Origin of the sequence: Streptococcus oralis SK610 (genome assembly GCF_000257455.1) — a bacterium.
Lineage (GTDB): Bacteria > Bacillota > Bacilli > Lactobacillales > Streptococcaceae > Streptococcus > Streptococcus oralis_CB.
The window spans coordinates 179,789-190,865 of sequence record NZ_AJKQ01000019.1 but is presented as its reverse complement, the minus strand read 5'-3'; the positions used below and the strand labels follow the sequence as shown (position 1 = coordinate 190,865).

Genomic DNA, 11,077 nt, shown 5'->3' with positions numbered 1-11,077 from the left:
TTCGAAAGCGAAGAAAGTCGGGTTGACTTTTTCAGCGTGAATCTTTAAATTCACACTCCCAAAGAGGTATTAGTGTCGTGTCTCAATCTTATATCAATGTTATCGGAGCAGGTTTAGCGGGGTCTGAAGCTGCCTACCAAATCGCAGAACGTGGTATTCCAGTTAAACTCTATGAAATGCGTGGTGTCAAGTCAACACCCCAGCATAAAACAGACAATTTTGCTGAGTTAGTTTGTTCCAATTCTCTTCGTGGCGATGCTCTGACAAATGCTGTCGGTCTTCTCAAGGAAGAAATGCGCCGCTTGGGTTCTGTCATCTTGGAGTCTGCTGAGGCTACACGTGTTCCTGCAGGCGGTGCCCTTGCGGTGGACCGCGATGGTTTCTCTCAAATGGTGACCGAGAAAGTGGCCAATCATCCCTTGATTGAAGTGGTGCGTGATGAAATTACAGAATTGCCAACTGATGTTATTACAGTTGTCGCTACTGGTCCTTTGACCAGCGATGCACTAGCTGAAAAGATTCATGCCCTTAATGACGGCGATGGTTTCTATTTCTACGATGCGGCAGCGCCTATTATCGATGTCAATACCATCGATATGAGCAAGGTCTATCTTAAGTCTCGTTATGACAAGGGAGAGGCGGCCTACCTCAATGCGCCTATGACTAAGCAAGAGTTCATGGATTTCCATGAAGCTTTGGTCAATGCGGAAGAAGCACCGCTCAATTCTTTTGAAAAAGAAAAATACTTTGAAGGATGTATGCCTATCGAAGTCATGGCCAAGCGTGGCATTAAAACCATGCTTTATGGTCCGATGAAACCAGTCGGTCTGGAGTATCCAGACGACTACACAGGCCCTCGTGACGGGGAGTTCAAAACACCGTATGCAGTTGTCCAGCTTCGTCAGGATAATGCGGCTGGTAGTCTCTACAATATCGTTGGTTTCCAGACCCACCTCAAATGGGGAGAGCAAAAGCGTGTCTTCCAAATGATTCCAGGTCTTGAAAATGCGGAGTTTGTTCGTTATGGGGTCATGCACCGCAATTCTTACATGGATTCACCAAATCTTCTCGAGCAAACCTATCGTTCTAAGAAACAGCCCAACCTCTTCTTTGCTGGTCAAATGACGGGTGTGGAAGGCTATGTTGAGTCAGCGGCATCAGGTCTAGTTGCAGGTATTAACGCGGCTCGACTCTTCAAGGGTGAAAGTGAAGCTATCTTCCCAGAGACCACAGCGATCGGAAGTCTAGCTCATTACATCACTCATGCGGACAGCAAACATTTCCAACCAATGAATGTCAATTTTGGGATTATCAAGGAGTTGGAAGGCGAGCGAATCCGTGATAAGAAGGCTCGTTATGAAAAAATTGCAGAGCGTGCTCTAAAAGACTTACAATTTTATCAAGAAATTTAAAAAACTTAGGATTTTCTCGATTTTTTTTCTTGATTTTGTGCTATAGTAAATAAAAAAATTGGGAATCGAACATCAATGTCCAACCTACAATCTCAAATTAGGAGGAGAACATGAACCAAAAAGTAAAAAATCTGCTGGATGATTGGCTAATTAATAATCCTGCCTTGTATGAAATCGCCAATAGTGTGCGCACGAAAATACAGCAACTGGAAGATACGGTAGTCGAAGAAGTGAAATATGGCGGTATTTTGTTTGCCGCCCCCGAACCGTTTTGCGGCATTTTTGTTTATAAGCAGCATGTAACTGTGGAATTTGGTCGTGGCGCCGAGATGGCAGACCCATACGGTTTGTTGGAAGGCAAGGGTAAAGGCCGTCGCCATTTGAAATTACATACGCTTGAAGATATAGAAAATAAGCATTTGACGGATTACTTGCGATTGGTTCAAAAAGCAGCAGAATAAAATTGCAGAGCGTGCTCTTGCTGACTTAGAGGAATTTTTAACTGTCTAATTTTTTTCAAAGAATTGCTCATGATACTATAAAAATCTTAGAAATTGTGATAAAATAGGTAGGATAAAAAAAGGAGAGTAAAAATGGCGAATCCCAAGTATAAACGTATTTTAATCAAGTTATCAGGTGAAGCCCTTGCCGGTGAACGTGGCGTAGGGATTGATATCCAAACAGTTCAAACAATCGCAAAAGAGATTCAAGAAGTTCATAGCTTAGGTATCGAAATTGCCCTTGTTATTGGTGGAGGAAATCTCTGGCGTGGAGAACCTGCTGCAGAAGCAGGAATGGACCGTGTTCAGGCCGATTACACTGGAATGCTTGGGACCGTTATGAATGCTCTTGTGATGGCAGATTCATTGCAACAAGTTGGTGTCGATACGCGTGTTCAAACTGCCATTGCTATGCAACAAGTTGCAGAACCTTATGTACGTGGACGTGCCCTTCGCCACCTTGAAAAAGGTCGTATCGTTATCTTTGGTGCTGGTATTGGTTCACCTTACTTCTCAACCGATACAACAGCGGCCCTTCGTGCAGCTGAAATCGAAGCGGATGCCATCCTTATGGCGAAAAATGGCGTAGATGGTGTTTACAATGCCGATCCTAAGAAAGACAAGACAGCCGTTAAGTTTGAAGAATTGACCCACCGTGATGTTATCAATAAAGGTCTTCGTATCATGGACTCAACTGCTTCAACCCTCTCAATGGATAACGACATTGACTTGGTTGTCTTCAATATGAACCAACCAGGTAACATCAAACGTGTCGTATTTGGTGAAAATATCGGAACAACAGTTTCAAACAATATCGAAGAAAAGGAATAAGAAAATTATGGCTAATGCAATTGTAGAAAAAGCTAAAGAGAGAATGACCCAGTCTCACCAATCACTTGCTCGTGAATTTGGTGGTATCCGCGCCGGTCGTGCCAACGCAAGCTTACTAGACCGTATCCACGTAGAATACTATGGAGTAGAAACTCCTCTTAACCAAATCGCTTCTATTACCATTCCAGAAGCGCGTGTTTTGTTGGTAACACCATTTGACAAGTCTTCATTGAAAGACATCGAACGTGCCTTGAACGCTTCTGACCTTGGTATCACACCAGCTAATGACGGTTCTGTGATCCGCTTGGTTATCCCAGCTCTTACAGAAGAGACTCGTCGTGACCTTGCCAAAGAAGTGAAGAAGGTCGGTGAAAATGCTAAAGTGGCTGTCCGTAACATCCGCCGTGATGCTATGGATGAAGCTAAAAAACAAGAAAAAGCAAAAGAAATCACTGAAGACGAATTGAAGACTCTTGAAAAAGATATTCAAAAAGTAACAGACGACGCTGTGAAACACATCGACGACATGACTGCCAATAAAGAAAAAGAAATCTTGGAAGTCTAAAAATAAACAGAAAAACTCAGTTGGCATTGCTGGCTGAGTTTTATTCGAAAGAAGGAAATATGAATACAAATCTTGCAAGTTTCATCGTTGGACTTATCATCGATGAAAACGACCGTTTTTACTTTGTGCAAAAGGATGGTCAAACCTATGCACTTGCCAAGGAAGAAGTTCAACATACAGTAGGGGATACGGTCAAAGGTTTTGCCTACACGGATATGAAGCAAAAACTCCGCCTGACAACCTTAGAAGTGACTGCCACTCAGGACCAATTTGGTTGGGGAACCGTAACGGAAGTTCGTAAGGACTTGGGTGTTTTTGTTGATACCGGTCTACCTGATAAAGAAATCGTTGTGTCACTCGATATCCTCCCTGAGCTCAAGGAACTCTGGCCTAAGAAAGGTGATAAACTTTACATCCGTCTTGAGGTGGACAAGAAAGACCGTATCTGGGGACTCTTGGCTTATCAAGAAGATTTCCAACGTCTGGCTCGTCCTGCCTACAACAACATGCAGAACCAAAACTGGCCAGCCATTGTCTACCGTCTCAAGCTGTCAGGAACTTTTGTTTACCTGCCAGAGAATAACATGCTTGGTTTTATCCATCCTAGCGAGCGCTATGCAGAGCCACGTTTGGGGCAAGTCTTAGATGCGCGTGTCATTGGTTTCCGCGAGGTTGACCGCACTCTGAACCTCTCCCTTAAACCGCGTTCTTTTGAAATGCTAGAAAATGATGCCCAGATGATTTTGACCTACTTGGAAAGCAATGGCGGTTTTATGACCTTGAATGATAAGTCATCCCCTGAGGACATCAAGGCAACCTTTGGCATTTCTAAAGGTCAGTTCAAGAAAGCACTCGGAGGCTTGATGAAGGCTGGTAAAATTAAACAAGACCAGTTTGGTACAGAGTTGATTTAGGCCTTATAGACATGAAAAAGAAACTTGAAGAAATGAGTTTAGAGGAACTCTGGCAACTTTTTCCTATTTTTCTAGTAGAGCACAAGTCAGAGTGGGAAGACTGGTATGAATCGGAAAAAGCAAATCTGAAAATAATATTGGGTGCAAATGTTATTAAAAGAATAGAACATATCGGTAGCACTGCTATCCCTAATATTTGGGCCAAAAATATCGTTGATATTCTGCTAGAAGTAGGTAGAATAGAGGATTTAGCAAGAGTTAGGGATTTATTGGTGAAGAATGGGTGGCTAGTGATGTCGGAAAGTCCTAACAGGATTTCGCTAAATAAAGGCTATACAGAGCAGGGATTTGCTGAGAAAGTTTTTCATTTACATTTGCGAATGACGGGAGATCATGACGAGATTTATTTTAGAGATTATCTCTGCCAGCATCCAGATATTGCCCAAGCGTATCAGGAATTAAAACTCAGTTTGTGGAAACAATTTGAACACAATCGAGACGCCTATACTGATGCGAAAACGGATTTTATAAACCACTACGTTTCAGAGGCTAAGTCCAGTAATTTTCAAGAATCAGAAAAGTTTTATCAAAAAAGTCTTGATAGGAGAAAGAATTGAGAAAATCATTTTACACTTGGCTCATGACCGAGCGCAATCCGAAAAGTAATAGTCCAAAAGCCATTTTGGCAGACCTCGCTTTTGAGGAGTCAGCCTTCCCAAAACACACGGATGATTTTGATGAGGTGAGTCGCTTTTTGGAGGAACATGCCAGTTTCTCTTTTAACTTAGGAGACTTTGACTCTATCTGGCAAGAATACTTAGAACACTAGAGACAATGAGAAGAAGCTAGTATTTTATTGTTCTCTTTGCTATAATAAAAAGAAATAAAAGGATTAGAGAGGTTCTTTATTTGAAGGAACATTCAATAGACATTCAACTGAGTCATCCAGATGACCTGTTTCATCTTTTTGGTTCCAATGAACGCCATCTTCGTTTGATGGAAGAAGAGCTCGATGTGGTGATTCATGCTCGTACGGAGATTGTGCAGGTTTTGGGTGAAGAGCCTGCCTGTGAGGAAACCCGTCAGGTTATTCAGGCTTTGATGGTCTTGGTAAATCGTGGAATGACAGTCGGCACACCAGATGTGGTGACGGCTATTAGCATGGTCAAAAACGATGAAATCGACAAGTTTGTTGCTCTTTACGAAGAAGAAATTATCAAGGATAATACAGGGAAGCCTATCCGTGTCAAAACACTGGGTCAAAAACTTTATGTGGACAGTGTTAAACAGCATGATGTGACCTTTGGAATTGGGCCTGCAGGGACAGGGAAGACCTTTCTTGCAGTGACCTTGGCAGTGACAGCCCTTAAACGTGGTCAGGTCAAGCGGATTATCCTTACTCGTCCAGCCGTTGAAGCAGGAGAGAGTCTTGGATTTCTTCCGGGTGATCTCAAGGAGAAGGTGGATCCTTACCTTCGACCTGTTTACGATGCCTTGTATCAGATTCTTGGTAAAGACCAAACGACTCGTCTCATGGAGCGTGAAATCGTTGAGATTGCGCCCCTCGCCTACATGCGTGGACGGACCTTGGACGATGCCTTTGTCATTCTCGATGAGGCGCAAAATACGACTATCATGCAGATGAAGATGTTCTTGACTCGGTTAGGTTTTAATTCTAAGATGATTGTCAATGGAGATATCAGTCAGATTGACCTTCCACGTAACGTCAAGTCAGGTTTGATTGATGCCCAAGAAAAGCTCAAGAACATTCACCAAATTGACTTTGTTCATTTTTCAGCCAAGGATGTGGTTCGCCATCCAGTTGTCGCTCAAATTATCCGAGCCTATGAACCAGCTCCAGCTAAAAATGAAGAAAAGAAGGAAGTGACAGAATAACAAAAGAAGAGCAGTTCAAATGGAACTGCTCTTCTTTCTTTTTAATGAGTGTCTAGCTTTAAACAAGTTCGTCGATAGACGTATGATCTGTATCGAGTCCTTCGGCAACTGGTAGGCTAGTTAAGTAACCTTGATAAGTGGTCACACCTTGACGCAAGCCCTCATCTTCAGCAATTGCTTGTGCGAATCCTTTGCCGGCCAAAGCTTCGATATAAGGAAGAGTGACATTGGTTAGGGCGATAGTAGAGGTGCGAGCAACTGCACCAGGGATATTGGCAACGGCATAGTGGAGAACACCGTGTTTTTCATAGACGGGTTCATCGTGTGTTGTCACACGGTCAGCTGTTTCGATAACGCCACCTTGGTCAACAGCAACGTCAACGATGACAGAGCCAGGACGCATTTGTTTGACCATCTCATCTGTCACCAATTTCGGTGCTTTAGCACCAGGGATGAGAACCGCTCCAATTACCACATCAGCATCTCTCACACTTGCTTCAATGTTGAATGAATTAGACATAAGAGTTTGGATTTGGTTCCCAAAGACTTCTTCTAGTACTGAGAGACGTTTCGCACTGATATCTAAAATAGTCACTTGAGCACCAAGTCCAAGGGCGATACGGGCAGCATGTGTTCCTACAACCCCTCCGCCGATGATGGTTACTTTTCCTTTTGGAACACCTGGTACACCACCAAGTAGGACACCAGATCCACCAGCTTGCTTGGTAAGGAAGTGAGCTCCGATTTGAACCGCCATACGACCAGCAACCTCACTCATAGGAACGAGGAGTGGTAGTTGTCCTTGATTATCACGAACAGTTTCATAGGCAATTCCTGTTGTTTTGGCTGCTAGCATGGCATCTGCTAATTCTGGAGCAGCGGCCATGTGCAAGTAAGTGAAGAGGAGAAGATCATCGCGCAAGTATCCGTATTCAGAAGCTAGTGGTTCTTTTACTTTTACGACTAATTCGGCAGCCCAGGCTTCAGTAGCAGTAGCAACAATCTCAGCTCCTTGCTTTTGATAGTCAGCATCAGTAAATCCTGAACCAAGACCAGCATTTGTTTCGATGAGGACGCGATGTCCACGAGAAACTAAGCTATGGACACCAGCAGGTGTGAGGGCGACACGGTTTTCGTTATTTTTAATTTCTTTTGGAATTCCGATTAACATAAAAGTTGTCTCCTTATTCTATATCTGGATTCTAAACATAACAATCACAGTGAGAACCAGATCATTTATTGTGATGTACTAATTTTATATAAAAGATGGATAAAAATCAAGAGAAACCGATTGCTAGGGCCTTTATTTTTTGCTAAAATAGTTGAAAATCCTTTCTAAGGAGGGAAAGTATGGAATCAATCTTTTTAAAACTAGCCCAGTATCCAATAGTAGAAACGGAGCGTTTATTACTCCGACCTGTAACTTTGGATGATGCAGAAGCTATGTTTGAGTATGCCTCGGACAGAGAAAATACGCGCTACACTTTTCCAACAAATCAAAGCTTAGAAGAAACCAAGAACAACATCGCTCAGTTCTACTTAACCAATCCCTTGGGACGGTGGGGAATCGAACTAAAAAGCAATGGTCAGTTTATCGGAACTATTGATTTGCACAAGATTGACCCCATTCTCAAAAAAGCAGCTATTGGTTACATTATTAACCAAAAGTATTGGAATCAAGGATTGACGACAGAAGCCAATCGTGCCGTGATTGAGCTGGCTTTTGAGAAGATTGGAATGAACAAGTTGAGCGCTCTTCACGACAAAGACAATCCCGCATCTGGCAAGGTCATGGAGAAATCAGGTATGCGTTTTTCCCACGAAGAACCCTATGCCAGAATGGATAATAAAGAACCAGGTCGAATTATCACAAGAGTTTATTATGTCTTAACCAAGGAAGACTATTTTGCAAATAAATAAGCAGTTGAAAAGATTTTTCAGCTGTTTTTTTTCTTTCTCTTGCGAATAACTTAAGAGAGGAGAAAATATGGAAGCAATTATCGAGAAAATAAAAGAGTATAAAATCATTGTCATCTGTGCTTGTTTGGGTCTGGCCTTGGGCGGCTTTTTCCTGCTAAAGCCATCTACACAAAAACCCGTCACAGAAACAAATTTGCAGGCTGAAGTCACGGCCGTTTCAAAGGATTCATCGTCTGAAAAAGAAGTGAAGAAGGAGGAAAAGGAAGAGTCTCCTGAACAAGATCTAATCACAGTGGATGTCAAAGGTGCTGTCAAATCGCCAGGAATTTATGATTTGCCAGTAGGTAGTCGTGTTCATGATGCCGTTCAGAAAGCTGGTGGCTTGACAGAGCAAGCAGACAGCAAGTCGCTCAATCTCGCTCAGAAAGTCAGCGACGAGGCTCTGGTCTACGTTCCGAGTAAGGGGGAAGAAGTAGCTAGTCAGCAGACTGCCTCTGGAACGACTCCTTCGACAAGTAAAGAAAAGAAGATCAACCTCAATAAAGCTAGTCTGGAAGAACTAAAACAGGTCAAAGGCTTGGGAGGAAAGCGAGCCCAGGATATTATCGACTATCGTGAGGCGAATGGGAAATTCAAGTCGGTTGATGAACTCAAGAAGGTTTCTGGCATTGGTGCTAAGACCATAGAAAAGCTAAAAGATTATGTCACAGTGGATTAAGAATTCCCCAATTCCCCTAATCTATCTGAGTTTTCTATTGCTCTGGCTTTACTATGCAATTTTTGGAGCGTCCTATCTCGCACTGCTAGGTTTTGTTTTTTTGCTTGTCTGTCTCTTTTTCCAATTTCCTTGGAAATCGGCCGGTAGAGTTCTAGCGATTTGTGGAGTTTTTGGATTTTGGTTTTTGTTTCAAAATTGGCAACAGACTCAAGCAAGTCAAAACCTAGTGGATTCTGTTGAGAGGGTACGGATTTTGCCTGACACTATTAAGGTCAATGGAGATAGTCTGTCCTTTCGGGGCAAGGCTGACGGCCGCACCTTCCAAGTTTACTATAAACTCCAGTCTGAGGAGGAGAAAGAGCTCTTTCAGGCCTTAACAGACCTTCACGAGATAGAGCTAGAAGGAAAATTGTCCGAGCCAGAAGGCCAGAGGAATTTTGGTGGATTTGATTACCAAGCCTACCTGAAGACTCAGGGGATTTACCAGACATTGACTATCAAGAACATCCAGTCATTTAAACAGGTTAAAAGTTGGGATATAGGAGAAAATCTGTCTAGTTTACGTCGAAAGGCTGTAGTTTGGATCAAGACGCACTTTCCAGACCCTATGCGCAACTATATGACAGGTCTCTTGCCAGGACATCTGGACACGGACTTTGAGGAGATGAATGAGCTTTATTCCAGTCTTGGAATTATTCACCTTTTTGCCTTATCAGGTATGCAGGTGGGCTTCTTTATGGATGGTTTTAAGAAACTTTTATTGCGCCTGGGCTTAACTCAAGAAAAGTTGAAGTGGCTAACTTATCCCTTTTCTCTTATCTATGCAGGTCTGACAGGATTTTCAGCTTCGGTCATTCGCAGTCTCTTGCAAAAGTTACTGGCCCAACATGGTGTTAAGGGGTTGGATAATTTTGCCCTAACGGTCCTTGTCCTCTTTATCATTATGCCTAACTTTTTCCTAACTGCAGGAGGAGTCTTGTCCTGCGCTTATGCTTTTATCTTGACCATGACTAGCAAAGAAGGCGATGGGATCAAGGAAGTTGCCAGAGAAAGTTTGGTCATTTCTTTGGGAATATTGCCCATTCTATCCTTCTATTTTGCAGAATTTCAGCCTTGGTCTATCCTTTTGACCTTTGTCTTTTCCTTTCTGTTTGATGTGGTCTTCTTGCCGCTTTTGTCCATCTTATTCATTCTGTCTTTTATTTACTCAGTCACTCAGTTTAACTTTGTTTTTGAGTGGTTGGAGAACATCATTCGCTTGGTATCGCAGCTGGCAAGTAGGCCCCTGGTCCTTGGTCAACCCACCACATGGCTTTTGATTCTCCTCTTAGTTTCATTAGCCTTGCTATATGATATGAGGAAAAACATTAAAAGACTAGCAGGATTCAGTCTCTTTATTGTGGGGCTCTTTTTCTTGACCAAGCATCCACTGGAAAATGAAATCACCATGCTGGATGTGGGGCAAGGAGAAAGTATTTTCCTACGGGATGTGACTGGGAAAACTATTCTCATAGATGTAGGTGGTAAGGCAGAATCTGATAAGAAAATCGAGGCTTGGCAAGAAAAGTCGACGACCAGCAATGCCCAGCGTACCTTGATTCCCTATCTAAAAAGTCGAGGAGTAGAGAAGATTGACCAGCTGATTTTGACCAATACAGATAAGGAGCATGTTGGTGATTTGTTGGAGGTGACCAAGGCTTTTCATGTGGGCGAAATTTTAGTGTCAAAAGGAAGTTTGACACAGAAGGAATTTGTAGCAGAACTAGAAGCAAGCCAAACCAAGGTACGCAGTGTGACAGCAGGGGAAAACTTGCCGATTTTTGGCAGTTACTTAGAACTTCTATCTCCAAGGCAGATTGGAGATGGGGATCGTGATGGTTCCCTGGTTCTTTATGGAAAACTCTTAGATATGCACTTTCTCTTCACAGGAAATTTGAAAGAGAAGGGAGAGAAGGATCTTCTAAAGCAATACCCTGATTTAGAGGTGGATGTCTTGAAAGCAGGTCAACATGGTGCTAAAACCTCATCAAATCCAGTTTTCCTAGAACAGCTCAAACCAGCGATTACTCTCATTTCAGTTGGAAAGAACAATCGTGCGAAACTCCCCCATCAGGAAACCTTGACACGACTGGAAAGTATCAAGAGTAAGTTTTACCGAACTGACCAGCAAGGAGCTATCCGCTTTAAAGGATGGAATAGTTGGCGAATTGAAACGGTTCGATAAGATAGACAAAGTTTTTAAAAAATTGACTTTTTATCTTGACAAGGGATAGAAAACTTGGTATCATATAAAAGTTGAGAAAAGCAGAAGTGAGAGCTTC

General features: G+C 42.7%; 12 protein-coding genes and 1 other annotated feature (1 of these 13 only partly in view). Of the genes, 11 read left to right on the top strand and 1 reads right to left on the bottom strand.

Annotation, left to right across the window (positions count from 1 at the left end; translation table 11 throughout):
* The first annotated feature begins 77 nt into the window (after positions 1–77).
* From trmFO to HMPREF1115_RS07975, 8 genes are all read left to right on the top strand, one after another.
* Positions 78–1,412 carry a methylenetetrahydrofolate--tRNA-(uracil(54)-C(5))-methyltransferase (FADH(2)-oxidizing) TrmFO gene (gene trmFO, locus HMPREF1115_RS08010; protein ID WP_000083707.1) on the top strand — a complete coding sequence of 445 codons (1,335 nt, stop codon included), beginning with the start codon at positions 78–80 and terminating at the stop codon, positions 1,410–1,412.
* Between the two features lie 110 nt (positions 1,413–1,522).
* Complete coding sequence (locus tag HMPREF1115_RS08005; protein WP_001072345.1) at positions 1,523–1,873, top strand: DUF1801 domain-containing protein; 351 nt, start codon at positions 1,523–1,525, stop codon at positions 1,871–1,873.
* 132 nt (positions 1,874–2,005) lie between these two features.
* Positions 2,006–2,743: a UMP kinase gene (gene pyrH, locus HMPREF1115_RS08000; protein WP_000002996.1), complete on the top strand. Its 738-nt coding sequence runs from the start codon at positions 2,006–2,008 to the stop codon at positions 2,741–2,743.
* A gap of 7 nt (positions 2,744–2,750) precedes the next feature.
* Entirely contained in the window at positions 2,751–3,308 is a 558-nt protein-coding gene (gene frr, locus HMPREF1115_RS07995) for a ribosome recycling factor (protein ID WP_001262235.1), read from the top strand.
* Between the two features lie 59 nt (positions 3,309–3,367).
* Positions 3,368–4,222 carry an RNA-binding virulence regulatory protein CvfB gene (gene cvfB / locus HMPREF1115_RS07990; protein WP_001095469.1) on the top strand — a complete coding sequence of 285 codons (855 nt, stop codon included), beginning with the start codon at positions 3,368–3,370 and terminating at the stop codon, positions 4,220–4,222.
* Positions 4,223–4,233: 11 nt separating this feature from the next.
* Positions 4,234–4,839 (top strand): GrpB family protein, encoded by a 606-nt coding sequence (locus HMPREF1115_RS07985; protein ID WP_002882422.1) that lies wholly within the window; start codon positions 4,234–4,236, stop codon positions 4,837–4,839.
* The gene (locus tag HMPREF1115_RS07980; RefSeq protein ID WP_001232085.1) at positions 4,836–5,051 is read left to right on the top strand and encodes a YozE family protein; all 216 of its coding nucleotides are present in this window, start codon (positions 4,836–4,838) and stop codon (positions 5,049–5,051) included. The genes HMPREF1115_RS07985 and HMPREF1115_RS07980 overlap by 4 nt, the downstream gene beginning before the upstream one ends.
* A gap of 80 nt (positions 5,052–5,131) precedes the next feature.
* A complete protein-coding gene (locus tag HMPREF1115_RS07975; RefSeq protein WP_000658178.1) occupies positions 5,132–6,118 on the top strand; it encodes a PhoH family protein in 987 nt (328 codons plus the stop codon).
* A gap of 58 nt (positions 6,119–6,176) precedes the next feature.
* Here HMPREF1115_RS07975 and ald read toward each other — a convergent pair whose 3' ends face one another.
* Complete coding sequence (gene ald, locus HMPREF1115_RS07970) at positions 6,177–7,289, bottom strand: alanine dehydrogenase (protein WP_000904712.1); 1,113 nt, start codon at positions 7,287–7,289, stop codon at positions 6,177–6,179.
* A gap of 179 nt (positions 7,290–7,468) precedes the next feature.
* Between ald and HMPREF1115_RS07965 the strand changes: the two genes are divergently transcribed.
* The 3 genes from HMPREF1115_RS07965 (at position 7,469) to HMPREF1115_RS07955 (ending at position 10,980) form a co-directional block, all read left to right on the top strand.
* Positions 7,469–8,038 carry a GNAT family N-acetyltransferase gene (locus tag HMPREF1115_RS07965; RefSeq protein ID WP_000443731.1) on the top strand — a complete coding sequence of 190 codons (570 nt, stop codon included), beginning with the start codon at positions 7,469–7,471 and terminating at the stop codon, positions 8,036–8,038.
* A 67-nt stretch (positions 8,039–8,105) separates the two neighbouring features.
* The gene (locus HMPREF1115_RS07960; protein ID WP_000387311.1) at positions 8,106–8,756 is read left to right on the top strand and encodes a helix-hairpin-helix domain-containing protein; all 651 of its coding nucleotides are present in this window, start codon (positions 8,106–8,108) and stop codon (positions 8,754–8,756) included.
* On the top strand, positions 8,740–10,980 hold the full coding sequence (locus tag HMPREF1115_RS07955; RefSeq protein ID WP_000084757.1) for a DNA internalization-related competence protein ComEC/Rec2: 2,241 nt from the start codon (positions 8,740–8,742) through the stop codon (positions 10,978–10,980). Before HMPREF1115_RS07960 ends, HMPREF1115_RS07955 begins: the two co-directional genes overlap by 17 nt.
* A gap of 72 nt (positions 10,981–11,052) precedes the next feature.
* Positions 11,053–11,077: a sequence feature (ribosomal protein L20 leader region), on the top strand (it continues 107 nt past the right edge of the window).

Bases quoted from the DNA above. Each gene is read 5' to 3' on its own strand.
- HMPREF1115_RS07965 (WP_000443731.1), top strand. From the start codon at position 7,469: ATGGAATCAATCTTTTTAAAACTAGCCCAGTATCCAATAGTAGAAACG.
- pyrH (WP_000002996.1), top strand. From the start codon at position 2,006: ATGGCGAATCCCAAGTATAAACGTATTTTAATCAAGTTATCAGGTGAA.
- frr (WP_001262235.1), top strand. From the start codon at position 2,751: ATGGCTAATGCAATTGTAGAAAAAGCTAAAGAGAGAATGACCCAGTCT.
- ald (WP_000904712.1), bottom strand. From the start codon at position 7,289: ATGTTAATCGGAATTCCAAAAGAAATTAAAAATAACGAAAACCGTGTC.
- cvfB (WP_001095469.1), top strand. From the start codon at position 3,368: ATGAATACAAATCTTGCAAGTTTCATCGTTGGACTTATCATCGATGAA.
- HMPREF1115_RS07985 (WP_002882422.1), top strand. From the start codon at position 4,234: ATGAAAAAGAAACTTGAAGAAATGAGTTTAGAGGAACTCTGGCAACTT.
- HMPREF1115_RS07955 (WP_000084757.1), top strand. From the start codon at position 8,740: ATGTCACAGTGGATTAAGAATTCCCCAATTCCCCTAATCTATCTGAGT.
- HMPREF1115_RS08005 (WP_001072345.1), top strand. From the start codon at position 1,523: ATGAACCAAAAAGTAAAAAATCTGCTGGATGATTGGCTAATTAATAAT.
- HMPREF1115_RS07960 (WP_000387311.1), top strand. From the start codon at position 8,106: ATGGAAGCAATTATCGAGAAAATAAAAGAGTATAAAATCATTGTCATC.